The sequence below is a fragment of the Bacteroides sp. QWL-09 genome (genome assembly GCF_058683585.1).
In genome coordinates this window covers 394446-411459 of sequence record NZ_CM178748.1, presented here as the reverse complement: position 1 = coordinate 411459, position 17014 = coordinate 394446, and the positions used below count along the sequence as shown (strand labels likewise).

Genomic DNA, 17014 nt, shown 5'->3' with positions numbered 1-17014 from the left:
TGCTATAATCCCTCTTTAATAAATGAAGCCAACCTGTTTTCTAAATCGGTTTGAAGTCCATAATTATTCATAAGTATAATCTTACTCTTTTGCAGAGACAAAAGCTCATTGATCAAACGGTAGTCATTTGGATTTTCTCGACAAACTTTCTCTAAAATAATCTTCTCTCTGTATTTTAGATCATCGACAGAAATATCCCTCCCATAAACTCGATTATAAATATCACTTACTTTAAAATCAAAGATAGCATCACGATACCATGTTACTTGGATCGCAATAAGTTCTTGACTGGATATTAATTCTACGTGAGGTTTAGTTTCTTGGACTTCTCGTTGCGTTTCCAATAAACGACGAAGCAGGTTAGCTCGGTATACGTCAGTGTAGTTTCCCTGATTGTGTCCGGTATCATCAACAGCCCATTGTCCATTTCGTCGCTCAGTTCTTCTATTTTCTGAAATATTTCTTCCAGCCAATAACTCGTTTCGATAAATAAATAAAGGCTGTAACCAGTCAAATCCATTTTTGATAAGCCCTCTCATGGATTTATCTTCTGGAACAACGGTACAAGTCCAACATCCAAATCTACTTTGGCCACAAGAGCTATGACTCTTATCTGTTACAACTGTAGGGCATTCATAATCATCTGCACTGGCATCCATATAGATATTAAACAATATCTTATTGTCAAATCCCCACGGTGAAGGAAACGCATTTATTATATACCATACTTCCTCTAAATAAAGCTCTTTTATTGGAGCATAAGTATATGTATTAGGATGCAATGGGTGCTTGGTTAATCTCTTACCTTTTATCTCATGCTTTTTTATAGACTTCGCTCTATTTGCACTCTCTGCACTACGAGTTCCTATTAGAATAATAGCCTCTCCCATTTCGTCCACTTGATCCAATATGAATTTAGAAGTTGGCTTTATTTTCAATTTTTCAGTACAAAATCGGAAAGAGTTATTTGGAACAGGGTAGCCTTTCCCAATTACATTTACCCAAAAACTATCTTCGATACGAGGCAGAGTTGTCCTTACAAAGACAGGTAAGTCTTGTTCCTTTGCAGCTTTCTCTATCTGTCCCAAAACGTTATATACATATTCTGTTATGATCGGGTTCTCTACCATCGTATCATTACAAACTACATAAATATGTCGTCTCAGCTGGAAGGGGTATGGAAAAGTATTCCTGATTTTAAGTAAAGCCATCCACACCAATGTTAATAGGGCTGTAGAGTCTTTTCCTCCACTAAATCCAATAATCCATGGTCTAGGAGAGGGATCAGCATATGTGTACTGATCTATAATTTCATCTATAATGCTATCTAATCTTTTTGACATCTCTATTTCTATTTTGTAGGAATTAACAACTCCCTCACATCCACATCAAGAATATTTGCTATTTCAACAAATGTTTCAATGGTTGGTTGCTTCTCATTTGTGCACCACCTAGAGACAGTTGACTCCGTTTTATTCAGTTGAGCAGCCAGCCATTTATTAGTTAATCTTTTCTCTGCGAGAATAACTTTTATTCGATTTATTGCTTTTTCAGACATATTTATTGTTCTAACGTGCAAATTTATTATTTCTTTCCTAGCTATGCAACTGTTATATAGAGAACTTATTAACAAGTAAGTATTTATCCTTCACTTTTCACTAAATGCTGTAACTCCGGGTCGCTTTTGATGCGTTCCAGTTCATCAATCACAATCTGCTTTACATCCTGCTTTATCCGCTCGTAATTAAGCTGGATTTGCTCTTTCATCAGGTCGTTGCCATCTGCATCCCGGAAGTCTATAATCTCCGGTATCTTTTCATAGCGGGCAGTTTCACGTTTTACCTTCTCGTTATCCACTACGATTTCAGCATGGAAAATCTTTTGGTCTATCCGTTCGTCGAAATTATCACTGACCGCACCCACAAACATCCCCTGCGTAAGATTTGAAATTTTACTGGCAGGTATCAAGCTATCCATCTGTGTACTGATTGAGGTAGATTTATCCTGACGGTTGATTGTCATGGACTGGCGTTTCTGCAAAACTTTCCCGAATCGGTCTGACAATGTTTTTGCTGTTTCTCCTACGACCTGACCACTAAAAATATTTCCAACTGTATTTTGGATTACTTTACTTTCCTTATCGCCATAATCCCTTGTTAGCTGGCTGTAATCCTGAAAACCCAAACAGACTGCAACTTTATTAGAACGGGCGGTAGCTATCAGATTATCTAACCCCCTAAAGTAAATCGTGGGCAATTCGTCAATTATAACCGAACTTTTAAGCTGTCCCTTCTTGTTTATCAACTTTACAATACGGCTGTTGTACAGTCCCAAAGCAGCGGAATAAATATTCTGCCTATCGGGATTATTGCCGACACAAAGTATCTTCGGTTCGTCCGGGTTATTAATATCCAGCGTAAAATCATCACCCGTCATTACCCAGTATAATGCCGGGCTTATCATCCTCGATAACGGTATCTTAGCCGATGCGATTTGCCCCTGTAACTGGTCTTGGGCTTGCGATTCCCACGCATCCATAAAAGGAGAAAGATAGTTTTCCAACTCCGGGTAGGAAGTCAGGATAACGAATGTATCCGCATACTTCCGGTTCAGGAACTCTATGGCGTGCGGGAACGTACAATACTCTCCGTCTTTATATATCTTGAGAAACCAAATAATCGCAGCCAGTAAGATAATCGGGGATTCCACAAAGAAGTCGCCCTGCTTCTGAATCCAGCTTCGGTTCAGGTTCAGCATAATAGTGTATGCCGATTCGTAGGCATCCGATATATCTGTCATAAATGCCGGATTGATAGGGTTACATCTGTGGCTTCGGCGTGGGTCGTCAAAATTTATCACATAGAAAGTGGGCTTTACTTTATAAGCATCCGAATGGTTCATCAGGTGATTGTAAGCAATTTCGGATAAGTCCGGGAACTTATAATCATAACAATAAAGTGCAAACCCCTTCTCTATATGCTGTTTAATGTAATTATTCACCACTGCATAAGATTTACCGCTACCGGGAGTTCCTAGCACAATAGTAGCCCGGAACGGGTTCACTACGTTTATCCATCCCTTGTGTTGTTTTTTCTTATGCCAAAAACGTGATGGAAGATTCACTGAATATTCATTCTCCATCAGGCGGGTTTCCTGCATGAAGCTTTCGTTTTCCAAATTGAAAACATCGTCCATCATATTGTTTTTGAGTAGCCGGGACATCCATACCCCTGCGACCAATAAACATAAATATCCGCCAGCCATTGACAGAATATAAAATGTAGCGTTTGCCGAAAGTGGTAATGGCAAATACAGCATCCACCAGTTTAGAAAAAACAGGATAAAGCCAATAACAAGGAAAACATAAATCTTTGTCCATGTTACTTTTTCTTCCTTCACTCCTTTTGTTCCCAAACAACTCAAAGCAAGGAATACCACTGCAAATACCTTCGTTATCAGGATATGGCTGAAGAGCCCTGCAGTTCGCTGGAAGTTTAATAGTATCTTATCGAGTACGCCGATATTGATACCCCAGTTTACTATCGACTGGTAACAAAACCAGTAAATATTGATTACCACAAATAAAATACTGATTGCTCGCATAAAGTCCATGACTTTGGCAAGTCCTCTTAAATCATCTTCATTCTGCATAATTGATTATTTTTTAGACTGTTATTACATCTGTCGTCCGTAACGGCGTTTTTTCTTTTTCTTAGGAGTTGGTGGGGCTTTATCATTCCCAGCCGATGAATCGCTGCCACCGGGCAGGATACTGAAAAGGCTTCCGATTGTAGATTCTCCACTTTCGGATTGCCGTTCTGACGGCACGAACGGTTCTGCTGAAGGTGTGAACGGTTCTTTTGGAACATCCTGTTTTGTGTGTCCCTCGTTTACAAGGGATTCTCTAAACAGGTCATTAAATACATTGGCTGAAAATTCTTTTCCTAAACGAGAGCCATTCAGGACGGCTTTGTTTTCGTGGTCGATAAAGGTCGCACCATAGATACGGCCTTCCGGGTTTTGCCGGAATAAGACTTCAACACCTTTTTCTTTTAGTTTTTTTTCAAATTGTTTCTTTGAGCCGGAAGCTTTCAATGCTTCGCTTACCCGACCTTTGATATTGGCTTTCAGTTTACCGTCTTTCCATTTGGTCGCTGCTTGTCCTATCCTGCGCTCCAATGCTTCATAACCGACCGACTTACCCAGCCGGGAAGACTTGATAGGATTACCCAGCTTTTCGCCTTTATCATCGGTTGCGGAATAAACTATACCGTTATACGCCTTGCCCCGGATTTCTCCTTTGACTTCTTCCGCACGTACATTGTATAATGATAACAGGGTATTCAGTTCCCCGATACTTTGGAACTGGTAAGTATTTACCACACCTTTAACCGTATTGGAAAGCTGGTATTTTACATTACCCGCAGCATAATCGACCTTTCGGAACTGGTAGTGTTCCTGCTGTTGTTTCTTTTCGGCAGGATGCAGACCATATTTTGCTTCCAGTTCCCGTGTAATGTCCTTGCTTCGGCGATGTTCAAACTTATCATTGAGTTTTTTGCCGTTCTCGTCCACCCGCAGGGATACAATATGCAGGTGGTGGCGGTCGATGTCTTCATGCTTGTAAACTATGTAGGGCTGATTGCCATAGCCCAGTTTATCCATATACTCCTGTGCAATCTCCGATAGCTGTTCATCCGAAAGTTTATCGTCCGGGTGTGGATTCAGGGATATATGGATTATGGGTTTTTCAGTTTTAATGTCTTGGGGCAGGTGCATTTCAAAACTTTCCATGCAACGCTGGATGTTGAAATTACCGTCTTCACTTTCAAATATCAGGTTACTGAAAAGTACCTTTCCCTGTTCTTCATCGACCTTATTCTGATTGTATGCCAGCGCACCGAAAAGCGAACTACCCACATTTATTTTTGCAACCATCGCTGTTCAAATTCCTGTGTGAGTTCGATAATTTTCCGGCTTAATACCACCAGTTCTTCGGTCGCTTTTTCCAATTTATAGAGAAAAGAAAGGGCTTTCTTTTCGGTAAAATTGGAGTTCAGAGCCTTCACAATCTGATTATAGTTTACGCCGATTGCCCGGAATTGAGCGTAAAAAGTTGTCAGGCGTGTGTAATAATCGACTGCTGCCTTATCAATTTTTATCACTTTGAAAGAACCGCCAAAGATTCTTTCTGTGATAAAATGCGCTTTCGTCCGCATACCGGACTGTTCAAAGAGAGCCAAAAAACGGGCATGGTCAGTCGCATTGAAACTGACCGAATACCGGAAAACTGCCGGGTCTGCCTTTGGCTTTCGTCCTTTGCCACCGGATTGTGGCACATTAGATTTCTCTTTTCCCATACCATTATTTTTTAAAGGGTTTACGACTTCGGAGTACAACCCATCCCGGCTTGTCTGGGCAAGGGGTTCTAAGCTGCTGAAAGAATTTCAAGCTGCTGAGGACACACCTTGCTATTTGCACGGCGCAAATAAAATCCGTCATGGGACGGATTAGCAATTAGCCATAAGGTGAATGAACTCCGGGAAGCTACTGAACATATACCTTTTTATTGGTTCAGATAGGATTCCAGTGCAAAGTAACAGGGATTAATTGTGCTGTGCCATAGTGCATTATAGGACAAGCGAAGCCATCTAAAGCCATACGAAGCCATTTTCAAAAACGGACGGTTTTTCTCCATTTATTTGTTCTCAAAATCAGGATTGAAACAGATAAGTAAAGCGGTAAATACCGATAGAAATATTGGAATAAACCGGGCAATATGGAAAGACTGGTTTACTGATTTCAGGAAATCAAGAAATACTGGAATCAATATTTCAAGCAATCAATAAAACAATATGTCTGCAAGTCAATAAAGACAGATTGAATTAGAGATAACAATATGGAAATCAATACTGCATGGAATAAAGCAGTCAATCAATAATGAATAAAGAAATGCTTATAAAAATATACAAGAAAAGAAGAAGCCATCCGAAGATGGCTTTATTAGAGGCAGGGCGGGATTTGAACCCATGGAGCCTTCATCGTAATATATTGGTTACACTTACTGTTATCATGCGAACTTTCTGTTTCGGCCTGCCGCAACAGCCCCTACCGCCTTCATAATCGTTTTTTTCATACTTGACACCTCCTTTCCCAACATATTAAATAGTGAAACCCCTCCCAGAACCAGCTGGAAGTACGTTGGCATTGGAAACCCAAGCGCGCATGACACTAAGCTTGTGATTACGACTAAGCGTCTTAATTGCTACAAAATTAACTAAATATTTCAAACTATTAAAATTAAAGAAATGAAGAAAGAAACATTATTCGTAGCCTTCTCCACCCAAAAAGGCGGGGTCGGCAAAACCACTTTCACGGTATTGGTAGCAAGCTATCTATATTACCTGAAAGGCTACAATGTAGCGGTTGTTGATTGCGACTACCCGCAGCACAGTATCAGTGCCATGCGTAAACGGGACGGTGAGCAGGTAAACAACGATGCCAATTACAAGGTGCTTGCCTTTAACCAGTTCAAAGCATTGGGAAAGAAAGCCTATCCGGTCTTGTGCAGCACTCCCGAAGCTGCCATCAGTACAGCCGAAGAGTTCCTGAAAACAGAACCGATGGAAATGGATGTGGTCTTTTTCGACCTGCCGGGAACGGTGAACAGCGAAGGTATTATCAGTTCGCTGGCTTCTATGGACTACATTTTTACGCCGATTACCGCCGACCGGGTGGTACTGGAAAGCAGCCTTTCATTCGCTATGACGGTAAACAACCTGCTGGTACAGAATGAAGCTTACCGGATACAAGGCTTGCACCTGTTTTGGAATCAGGTCGATGGCAGGGAGAAAACCGACTTGTATGGAATTTATGAAAATACTATCGGTGAACTGAAATTACCCCTTATGAAAACCTTTATCCCGGATACCAAACGCTACAAAAAGGAACTGTCCGGTGATAAGACTTCTGTCTTCCGTTCCACACTGTTCCCTGCGGATAAGCGAATGATAAAAGGCAGCAACCTTGAAGAGTTGGTGGCTGAAATAGGATACATTATAAAACTATACTAATATGGCAAAGCAAGAAAAAGTACAGGTGGATGAAGATTTTATGAAGGAAATCATTTCACAGGGTTTACCCATGAAACAGGAAATCCCACCTAAAACAGTAAGTAAAGATCCGGATACACCGGAAGTCCCCGCAGAACAGGAAGTAATACAGGAAACTGTGAAAGAACCTGTCCGGCAACCCGAATCAAAACCCATCAGGGAAACTACCCGCCGGAAGAAAAGTACCCCTGCTGATTACCGGGAAACCTATTTTCAGAAAATGGAACTTCCCGACCGCCAGCCGATATATGTAAGCCGTTCCACCCATGAAAAATTAATGAAAATAGTAATGGTTATAGGTGAACGCAAAGCGACTGTAAGCAGCTATGTGGAAACAATTATCCTGAATCACTTCGACCAGTATCAGGACGAAATCAACGAACTGTATAAGAAAACTTTTGAAAGCCCGATATGATACTAAAATTAATGATATCAGGGGTTGTCCTTTATTACCTCGTCCTGTTTTGGCGGTTCAGGAAGGGAAAGGAAAATACACCTTCCGAAAAGCCTAAGATTCACAAAAACGAAAAGGCTGTCGTTGGAAAAACAACCTTCCGGTTAAGACAAGTAACGCCATCCGAAGACACTGAAAGCCAGTTTTCTAAAGAGGTTGATAATGCTTCTATATTTGCCCCGGCTGATACGGAAGATACCCCGCAGCCGATGGATGTTGAATTTGAAATGAAGTATGAAGATGAAGTACCGGAAGATGAACTGGAAGCGGAAGAAATCGCACTTATCACAAGCGGTGAAGGTCAGTCGGCACGGGGTATCTCCTTTGAAGAAATGGCACAGGCGGTACAGGTCGTCAGGCAGCAGGAAGCCCCGGAAGAAGAGGAACGGAAAGCATTGCAAACACTGTCGGTTATGCAACAAACCAGCCTGTACGATACAATGATGGAACAGATAAACGGGGGTATGGTACGGGTGGCGGAAATGCTGGGTAAATACGATGCAGTATTTATCGCTCCGCCAAACGAAACCAGCCCCGAAGATTTACAGGCGTTCGACATGAACGACTATATGTAGAACCTTTAAAACGAATCAGGTATGAAAGAAAAAGATTACGGTTAGCCGGGCTTAACCACTCCAAAAGGTCGGAAGACCAACCACAAAAATTCTCAATTATTAATCCCGCCGGAATAGCGGACTATCCACCCGCTTTCCGGCATCATAAAATCAAATTTATAATGAAAAAGAAAATATTTCTTTCCGCAGCCATCGTCTTGGCTGCAACTTCTGCATTTGCACAGGGCAACGGCGTAGGTGGTATTACAGAAGCTACCAACATGGTTACCAGCTATTTCGACCCGGCGACAAAATTGGTGTATGCCATCGGTGCTGTCGTTGGTTTGATTGGGGGTGTAAAGGTATATAACAAGTTCAGTTCAGGCGACCCGGATACAAGCAAAACCGCAGCTTCATGGTTTGGGGCTTGTATCTTCCTGATTGTGGCAGCTACCATCCTTCGTTCATTCTTTCTGTAATCATAGGTGTTATGATTAGCTATTCAATTAACAGGGGGATTGGAAAACCTGCGGAGTTCAAAGGGCTTCGCAGCCAATACCTGTTCATTTTTGCTGGCGGACTACTTGCCGTCTTTGTATTGTTCATCATTCTGTATATGATAGATATAAACCAGTGGGTCTGCATCGGGTTTGGGGTCGTAGCGGCTTCGGCTCTTGTGTACTTCACTTTTATGCTGAATGACAAATACGGCACACACGGTCTTATGAAAGTAACCGCCCGCAGAAGCCATCCCCGGTATATCATCAACCGCCGGGCTATCCCCCGATTATTCACCTATAAAAGACAGAAGAACGCATGAGGAATATATTAAAAGCAGCCACATTGGAAAGCAAATTTCCCCTGCTGGCAGCCGAACACGATTGTATCATCAGTAAGGATGCCGATGTTACGGTGGCGTTCCTGGTTGAACTACCCGAACTGTTCACTGTTACCGGGGTTGAATACGAAGCGATACATTCTGCTTGGCATAAGGCTATCAAAGTATTACCCGATTACAGCATCGTACATAAGCAGGACTGGTTTATCAAGGAAAACTATACCCCTGAAATCCAAAAGGACGGGTTAAGTTTCCTGTCCCGCAGTTTTGAACGGCATTTCAATGAAAGACCGTTCCTGAATCATACCTGTTACCTGTTCCTGACAAAAACCACAAAGGAAAGAAGCCGTACCCAAAGTAATTTTAATACGCTTTGCCGGGGCTTCATCATTCCGAAGGAAATTCAGGATAAGGAAACGGTAACGAAGTTTTTGGAATCGGTCGGGCAGTTTGAACGGATTATGAACGATTCGGGATTTATCACCCTTACCCGCCTGAACTCGGATGAGGTTACCGGAACGCCGGAAAAAGCTGGGATTATCGAAAAATACTTTTCCCTGTCGCAAAGCGATACGACTACCTTACTGGATATGCAACTGAATCCCGAAGATATGCGTATCGGCGACAATACCTTGTGTTTGCATACGCTTTCGGATGTGGAAGACCTGCCGGGTGCGGTTACTACTGATTCACGTTACGAAAAGCTGTCCACCGACCGTAGCGACTGCCGTTTGTCGTTCGCTTCGCCTGTGGGCGTATTGCTTTCCTGTAACCATATCTATAACCAGTATATCTTTATAGACGACCATGCGGAGAACCTGAAACGCTTTGAGAAGCAAGCTCGTAATATGCACTCTCTGTCTAAATACAGCCGTTCCAATCAGGTGAACAAAGAGTGGATAGAAGAGTACCTGAACGAAGCACACAGTCAGGGTTTGACCTCTGTTCGCTGCCATTGCAACGTAATGGCATGGGCGGACGATAAAGAGGAATTAAAGCATATCAAGAATGATGTGGGAAGCCAGCTTGCCTTGATGGAGTGCAAACCCCGCCACAATACAACGGATACCCCGACCCTTTACTGGGCGGGTATCCCCGGCAATGAAGCCGACTTTCCGGCGGAAGAATCCTTCTTTACATTTATTGAACAGGCTTTGTGCTTCTTCACGGAAGAAACGAACTACCAATCATCACCCAGCCCGTTCGGGATTAAGATGGTGGACAGGCTCACCGGAAAACCGCTTCACATTGATATTTCCGATTTGCCCATGAAAAAAGGAATTATTACGAATCGTAATAAATTCATTCTTGGGCCGAGCGGAAGTGGGAAATCTTTTTTTACCAACCACATAGTACGCCAGTATTACGAACAGGGCACACACGTTCTGTTAGTAGATACCGGAAATTCCTATCAGGGATTATGCGAATTAATCCACCGGAAGACTGGCGGGAAAGATGGCGTGTATTTTACATATACCAAAGATAACCCGATTTCATTTAATCCATTCTATACCGAAGATAACATCTTCGATATTGAGAAGCGGGAATCCATCAAAACGCTTATTCTGACCTTGTGGAAGCAGGAACACGAAAAGCCCACCGGGGCGGAAAGCGTTGCCTTGTCCAATGCGGTAAGCGACTTTATCAGCCTGATTACACAGGATAAGTCCATCGTCCCCAGCTTCAATTCCTTTTACGAATTTATTAAAAATGAATACCGGAATAACCTGAACGAACAGAACGTCAGGGAAAAGGATTTCGATATTGATAATTTCCTGTTCGTGTTGCAACCTTTCTATAAAGGTGGTGAATACGATTACCTATTGAACTCGGATAAGGAACTGGACTTGCTGAACAAACGCTTCATCGTTTTTGAGGTGGATGCCATCAAGGATAACCCCGTTCTTTTCCCTGTGGTTACAATCATTTTGATGGAAGTTTTTATCAACAAAATGAGGCGGTTAAAGGGTATCCGTAAGATGTTGCTTTTGGAAGAAGCGTGGAAGGCTATCGCCAAAGACAGCATGGCACATTACCTGAAATATCTGTTCAAAACAGTGCGTAAATACTTCGGCGAAGCGGTGGTAGTAACACAGGAAGTGGACGATATTGTCCATTCTCCCATTGTGAAAGAATCCATCATTACGAACTCTGACTGTAAAATCCTGCTCGACCAGCGCAAATACATGAACAAGTTCGATAGCATACAAGCGATGCTGGGTTTGACCGACAAAGAAAAGGCGCAAATACTTTCCATTAACATGGCGAACCATCCGGGACGGAAATACAAAGAAGTATGGATAGGACTGGGTGGTGTACAGTCGGCTGTGTATGCCACAGAAGTGAGTTTAGAAGAATATTACGCATTTACAACGGAAGAAACCGAAAAACTCGAACTGTTCAAGCTCGCCGAAAGACTGGATGGCGACCTTGAACTAGCTATTAAACAGCTTGCCGAAAGCAAGCGTAATCCTGATTAAACGTATGGAAAGTACAACAAAAGACAGCAAACCTATCGGATTTGCTGATATATGCGGGAACTGGGTTACTGAAAACGGAACGGAATTTCAAATATTTTCCGGTGGTGGCAAATGCTTTATAACTTTTCATAAAACCTATAAGTGGGGAAAGAAGATAGGCAAAATAAAGCATTTTATCCACCATGTAAATAACGGTGAATTTTATTTCACTATGGATAAAATGATGTATGAATTATGGTATAGTAGAGCCGACAACACAATACGGCTAAAGCCTGTAACATACTGTACGAAAAAAGAATATGAATTTAAAATCACTTCATTATGAAACAAATAAGATTCATCTGTCCGGTGCTTCTGTGTGCTGTCCTGCTGGCTTTGTCTTCCTGTAAGGAAACAAACGCCGACCGACTGAAAGCCATGTGCGGGCATTGGGAAAGCGTTATGAACCGACCATCGTTCACAATCTTTGAAAGTGCCGATGGCTATAAAGTAACGATGCAACGAAGAACCCGCAGGGGCGAAACCCGTGCGGAAACCTATCAAATCATAGAAAAGGACGGATACCTGTTTATTGAAACGGGATTTTCGATACTGGTAAGCTATGATAGTGAAACCGACCGGATTCTGCTATCCTCCGGCGGTGAGTATGTAAGAAGTAAGAAACAATCAAAAAATTAAAGCGATGAAAACAAAAATAATGATGTTAGCTGTGGCACTTTGCCTGTTCGTAGGTAATGCCAGCGCACAATGGGCGGTAATCGACCCGACAAATTTAGCTCAAGGTATTGTCAATACTACCAAAGAAATTGCACAGACTTCAAAGACTGTCAGTAATACACTGGATACTTTCAAGGAAACTAAAAAATTGTACGACCAAGGCAAGCAATATTATGATGCCTTGAAATCTGTAAACAATTTGGTGAAAGATGCCCGTAAAGTACAGAAAACCGTGCTTCTGCTCGGTGAGATTACGGATATATATGTTACCAACTTTCAGCTAATGTTATCGGATAAGAACTTCCGACCGGAAGAACTCAACGCCATTGCTTTCGGGTATTCCAAACTGCTGGAAGAAAGTTCGGATGTATTGACCGAACTTAAAAATGTGGTAAATATCAACGGGCTGTCAATGACCGATGCCGAACGTATGGAACGGATAGACAAAGCATATAATTCCGTATTGAATTACCGGAATTTGGTTTCCTACTATACCCGCAAAAATATATCCGTGTCTTACCTGCGGGCAAAGAAAATCAGCGATACCGACCGTGTGATAGCCTTGTATGGAACTGCTAACGATAGATACTGGTAATTATGACGTTGTTAGCCGTTGATTGGGGAAACCTGCATGAGATTTTGAAAAATCTCTATGTGGATATGATGCCCCTGTGCAGTAATATGACAGGGGTAGCCAAAGGTGTGGCGGGACTGGGTGCATTATTCTATGTGGCAGCAAAGGTATGGCAAGCCCTATCGAGAGCCGAACCGATAGATGTGTACCCGCTTTTGCGACCTTTCGCCATCGGGTTGTGCATTATGTTCTTTCCGACTATCGTACTGGGAACGATAAACAGTGTGATGTCCCCGGTAGTGAAAGGAACACATAATATACTGGAAGGGCAAACCTTTGATATGAATAAGTATCGGGAACTGAAAGATAAAAAGGAATATGAAGCTATGCTTCGGAATCCTGAAACCGCTTACCTCGTTTCCGATGAAGAGTTCGACAAGCAACTGGATGAACTGGGCTGGTCGCCATCGGATTTGATTACAACGATGGGGATGTATATGGAACGGGCTTCTTACAATATAAAGAAAGCAGTCCGGGACTGGTTCAGGGAACTGCTGGAAATACTCTTTCAGGCTGCTGCCCTTGTCATTGACACGATACGGACGTTCTATTTGATTGTATTAGCCATACTTGGCCCGATTGCTTTTGCAATATCGGTCTATGATGGCTTCCAATCAACCTTAACACAATGGATAACACGCTATGTAAGCGTGTATCTGTGGCTTCCCGTATCGGATTTATTCAGTTCCATCCTTGCCCGGATTCAGGTCTTAATGCTGGAACGTGATTTACAGTTATTGGACGACCCCAGTTTTATACCCGACAGTTCCAATACGGTTTACATCATTTTTATGATTATCGGAATTGTGGGATACTTCACCATCCCGACAGTATCCAACTGGATTATTCAGGCTGGCGGATTGGGTGGTATGAACCGGAATCTTTCTAAAACAGCAAGTGGTGGCGGAAACCTTGCAGGTGCAGCAGCCGGGGCAGCGACCGGAAATATTTCAGGAAAACTAATTAAAAAATAAACAGTAAAAAATGGAATTTAAGTCATTAAAAAATATAGAAACCAGTTTCAAACAAATACGCCTGTTCGGGATTGTATTTGTATGCCTGTGTGCCGGGATTGTGGGTTATGCCCTTTGGAACTCGTACAGTTTTGCAGAAAAACAGCGTGAAAAGATTTATGTCCTCGATGGGGGTAAATCCCTTATGCTGGCACTTTCGCAGGACTTATCACAGAACCGTCCCGTAGAAGCAAAGGAACACGTTCGGCGTTTCCACGAACTCTTTTTCACCCTGTCGCCGGATAAGAACGCCATTGAATCGAACATACAGCGTTCCTTATACTTGGCGGATAAAAGTGCCTTCAATTATTATAAGGACTTATCCGAAAAGGGATACTATAACCGTATCATTTCCGGGAACATCAACCAGTCGGTACAGGTGGACAGTGTAATATTCAACTTCGACCACTATCCCTATCAGGTGGCAACCTATGCCCGGCAAATGATTATTCGGGAAAGCAGTGTTACCGAAAGAAGCCTTATCACCCGATGCCTGTTGCTGAACTCCGTCAGGAGTGATAACAACCCGCATGGATTTACCATTGAAGCTTTCGAGATTACGGAAAATAAAGATTTACAGGTATTAAAACGGTAAGGCTATGGTAAAGAAATCATTAACGAACCTGCGGGACTGGATAGACGATAAGCTGCGCTATGCTTGTGGAAGCCTGTCGAAAGATGCCCGGATAATCATTATCATAACCTTTATTCTCGGCGGAAGCATCCTATCTATTTACTGGACAGTTTCTTCCATATATAATATAGGAAAGAAGAGTGCAGAGAAAGAGTTTATGGAGATAAGACACATTGAACGCTTGGAACTAGAACGGAAAGACAGTATAAACCATTATCAATTACAAAAATATGGAACAGAATCAGAGTCAGAATTTGAATCAGGAAACGAGTAACAACAAAGAAGGGAAAGAGAAAAAGCAACTTTCCCCGCAGGAATTACAGAAACGGAAGAAACTTATCATCTTCCCGTTGATGTTCCTTGCTTTTGCCGGATGTATGTGGCTGATATTTGCCCCGTCCTCAAAAGACGAAGTAAAGCCGGACGAAATCGGCGGTTTTAATGCCGATATACCATTACCCAAAGAAGACGGGATATATAGCGACAAAAAGACGGCTTACGAACAGGAATCCATGAAATCGAAACAGGAAGACCGGATGCGTTCTTTGCAGGACTTCGGCTTTACATTGGGTGAAGAAAATAAGGTTACGGATAACTTGAGCCTGACCGCCGACCTGCCGGAAGAACAACCAGCAAGTAACAGCCGGAGTTATTACGGCGGTTCTTCCCGCAATAGTTCTTATGTCCAATCTTCGGCTTATGCCTATCAGGATATAAACCGCCAGTTGGGAAGTTTCTACGAAACACCCAAAGAAGACCCCGAAAAAGAAGAACTGGCACGGAAGATTGAAGAACTGGAATCCCGGCTGTATGAACGTGAAAATACCCAAAGTACGGCGGATGAACAACTGGCACTACTTGAAAAATCCTACGAACTGGCAGCCAAATATATGAATGGCGGGCAGGAACAGGCAGTAAAGCAGGTAACGCCGACTGCATCCATACAAGGAAAGGTTCAGGCGTTGCCTGTACAAGCGGTAACGGAACAAACCGTTTCGGGACTACAAGTGCCTATGAGTGATGCGGAGTTTATCGCAGCGTACAGCCAGCCCCGAAATTATGGATTTAATACGGCAGTCGGAACTGGGTCGTTAATGGGAAAAAATACGATTCTTGCCTGTATCCATGAAGACCAGTCGGTGATGGACGGGCAGAATGTCCGGCTTCGCCTGTTAGAGCCGTTACAGGCGGGTCATATCAGGATGCCGAAAAATAGCTTATTATCAGGAACGGCACGGGTTCAGGGTGAGCGCATGGATATTAATATTTCTTCATTGGAATATGAAGGCAATATCATTCCGGTTGAATTGGTGGTCTATGATTCGGACGGGCAGAAAGGTTTATCCGTTCCATCCTCGCTGGAAATGCAAGCCCTGAATGAAGGTATGGCAAATATCGGGGCTGGGCTTGGCTCAAGCTTTACCGTCAATCAAAATGCGGGGGCTGCCATCGTATCGGATTTGACAAGGGGCGTTCTGCAAGGCGGGTCGCAATACTTGTCAAAGAAATTCCGAACGATAAAAGTAAATCTCAAAGCAAACTATCAAGTAATGCTTTATACGAAGCAATAATAAAAGGGTCTGCGACCCACCACAAAAATTTCTCAATTATTAATCTGCCGGGAAGCGGGCTATCCACCCGCCGATGGCAACTAAAAATCAATTCGTAATGAAAAAGTTATTTATCATGTTCGCACTGGTTATCGGTGCGGTAACTGTCAAAGCACAAAGCAACGATTTGTTTCAGGGTATCACCCAAAAGTTTCCTTACGGGCAAATGGTTACGCCTTACGGGGTTCAGGTAACGTTTGCCAAAACGTTACACATTATTTTCCCGTCCACTGTCAAATACGTGGATTTGGGTTCTACTCACCTTATCGCAGGAAAAGCGGACGGGGCGGAAAATGTTATCCGTGTTAAAGCTGCTACCGAAGGTTTTCCGGGTGAAACCAACTTTTCGGTTATTTGTGAGGACGGCAGTTTTTATTCCTTCAACGCCAAATATGCCAATGAACCGGAAATGCTGAACATCGAAATGAAAGATTTCCTTGAGAATGAAAGCATAACCGATTATTCCCATACCCGGATGAACATTTACTTCCGTGAACTGGGTAATGAATCGCCGTTGCTGGTGAAACTGATAATGCAATCCATTTATAAAAACAATGACCGGGAGATACGTCACTTGGGATGCAAGCGTTTCGGGATACAGTTCTTAATCAAAGGTATTTATGTGCATAACGGGATGTTCTATTTCCATACACAGGTGAAGAACTCTTCCAATGTTCCGTTTGATACAGACTTTATCAAATTTAAGGTTGTCGATAAGAAGGTGGCAAAGCGTACCGCCATTCAGGAATCGGTGCTTTATCCTGTCCGCAGTTTTAACGAAGTGATTACCATAGGTGGGAAGTCCACTGTTCGCACGGTCTATACCTTACCGAAGTTCACTATCCCGGATGATAAAATACTGGTGGTAGAGCTGGTCGAAAAGAACGGTGGCCGTCACCAAAATATCCGCATCGAAAGTTCGGATATTGTGAACGCCAGAGTGATTAACGAACTTAAAATCAAATAAG

19 protein-coding genes are annotated in these 17014 nt (G+C 42.7%); 14 read left to right on the top strand and 5 right to left on the bottom strand.

The annotated features are described in order from the left end of the window. Window positions 1-2: 2 nt before the first annotated feature. From dndC to mobA, 5 genes are all read right to left on the bottom strand, one after another. Complete coding sequence (gene dndC, locus AC4PG5_RS01710; RefSeq protein WP_492029745.1) at window positions 3-1343, bottom strand: DNA phosphorothioation system sulfurtransferase DndC; 1341 nt, start codon at window positions 1341-1343, stop codon at window positions 3-5. Between the two features lie 8 nt (window positions 1344-1351). After that, window positions 1352-1558, bottom strand: coding sequence for a helix-turn-helix transcriptional regulator (locus AC4PG5_RS01705; RefSeq protein WP_492029744.1), 207 nt, complete (start codon window positions 1556-1558; stop codon window positions 1352-1354). Window positions 1559-1641: 83 nt separating this feature from the next. Beyond that, window positions 1642-3651, bottom strand: a complete 2010-nt coding sequence (gene mobC, locus AC4PG5_RS01700; protein WP_492029743.1) for a conjugal transfer protein MobC — start codon at window positions 3649-3651, stop codon at window positions 1642-1644. 24 nt (window positions 3652-3675) lie between these two features. Next, window positions 3676-4938 (bottom strand): conjugal transfer protein MobB, encoded by a 1263-nt coding sequence (gene mobB, locus AC4PG5_RS01695; RefSeq protein ID WP_492029742.1) that lies wholly within the window; start codon window positions 4936-4938, stop codon window positions 3676-3678. After that, the gene (mobA, locus tag AC4PG5_RS01690) at window positions 4923-5360 is read right to left on the bottom strand and encodes a conjugal transfer protein MobA (RefSeq protein WP_480376078.1); all 438 of its coding nucleotides are present in this window, start codon (window positions 5358-5360) and stop codon (window positions 4923-4925) included. The genes mobB and mobA overlap by 16 nt, the downstream gene beginning before the upstream one ends. 948 nt (window positions 5361-6308) lie before the next feature. Between mobA and AC4PG5_RS01685 the strand changes: the two genes are divergently transcribed. From AC4PG5_RS01685 to traN, 14 genes are all read left to right on the top strand, one after another. Then, entirely contained in the window at window positions 6309-7073 is a 765-nt protein-coding gene (locus AC4PG5_RS01685) for a ParA family protein (RefSeq protein WP_039419371.1), read from the top strand. Between the two features lies 1 nt (window position 7074). Further along, window positions 7075-7527: a DUF3408 domain-containing protein gene (locus AC4PG5_RS01680; protein ID WP_480376080.1), complete on the top strand. Its 453-nt coding sequence runs from the start codon at window positions 7075-7077 to the stop codon at window positions 7525-7527. Beyond that, entirely contained in the window at window positions 7524-8141 is a 618-nt protein-coding gene (locus AC4PG5_RS01675; RefSeq protein ID WP_480376081.1) for a hypothetical protein, read from the top strand. The genes AC4PG5_RS01680 and AC4PG5_RS01675 overlap by 4 nt, the downstream gene beginning before the upstream one ends. 161 nt (window positions 8142-8302) lie before the next feature. Then, a complete protein-coding gene (locus AC4PG5_RS01670) occupies window positions 8303-8599 on the top strand; it encodes a DUF4134 domain-containing protein (protein WP_025003727.1) in 297 nt (98 codons plus the stop codon). Window positions 8600-8610: 11 nt separating this feature from the next. Continuing rightward, complete coding sequence (locus AC4PG5_RS01665; RefSeq protein WP_480376082.1) at window positions 8611-8940, top strand: DUF4133 domain-containing protein; 330 nt, start codon at window positions 8611-8613, stop codon at window positions 8938-8940. Then, complete coding sequence (locus AC4PG5_RS01660) at window positions 8937-11438, top strand: TraG family conjugative transposon ATPase (protein ID WP_492029741.1); 2502 nt, start codon at window positions 8937-8939, stop codon at window positions 11436-11438. Before AC4PG5_RS01665 ends, AC4PG5_RS01660 begins: the two co-directional genes overlap by 4 nt. Before the next feature lie 4 nt (window positions 11439-11442). Beyond that, window positions 11443-11763 carry a hypothetical protein gene (locus AC4PG5_RS01655; RefSeq protein WP_480376084.1) on the top strand — a complete coding sequence of 107 codons (321 nt, stop codon included), beginning with the start codon at window positions 11443-11445 and terminating at the stop codon, window positions 11761-11763. Continuing rightward, window positions 11760-12116 carry a DUF3876 domain-containing protein gene (locus tag AC4PG5_RS01650; protein WP_288210212.1) on the top strand — a complete coding sequence of 119 codons (357 nt, stop codon included), beginning with the start codon at window positions 11760-11762 and terminating at the stop codon, window positions 12114-12116. Before AC4PG5_RS01655 ends, AC4PG5_RS01650 begins: the two co-directional genes overlap by 4 nt. A gap of 4 nt (window positions 12117-12120) precedes the next feature. After that, entirely contained in the window at window positions 12121-12750 is a 630-nt protein-coding gene (locus AC4PG5_RS01645) for a DUF4141 domain-containing protein (protein WP_288210211.1), read from the top strand. 2 nt (window positions 12751-12752) lie between these two features. After that, window positions 12753-13763: a conjugative transposon protein TraJ gene (gene traJ, locus AC4PG5_RS01640; protein ID WP_025003724.1), complete on the top strand. Its 1011-nt coding sequence runs from the start codon at window positions 12753-12755 to the stop codon at window positions 13761-13763. 10 nt (window positions 13764-13773) lie between these two features. After that, a complete protein-coding gene (gene traK / locus AC4PG5_RS01635; RefSeq protein ID WP_288210210.1) occupies window positions 13774-14397 on the top strand; it encodes a conjugative transposon protein TraK in 624 nt (207 codons plus the stop codon). Between the two features lie 4 nt (window positions 14398-14401). Next, entirely contained in the window at window positions 14402-14710 is a 309-nt protein-coding gene (locus AC4PG5_RS01630) for a TraL conjugative transposon family protein (RefSeq protein WP_288210209.1), read from the top strand. Further along, on the top strand, window positions 14667-16007 hold the full coding sequence (gene traM, locus AC4PG5_RS01625) for a conjugative transposon protein TraM (protein WP_288210208.1): 1341 nt from the start codon (window positions 14667-14669) through the stop codon (window positions 16005-16007). The genes AC4PG5_RS01630 and traM overlap by 44 nt, the downstream gene beginning before the upstream one ends. A 97-nt stretch (window positions 16008-16104) precedes the next feature. Further along, entirely contained in the window at window positions 16105-17013 is a 909-nt protein-coding gene (gene traN / locus AC4PG5_RS01620; protein WP_288210207.1) for a conjugative transposon protein TraN, read from the top strand. Window position 17014 lies beyond the last annotated feature (1 nt).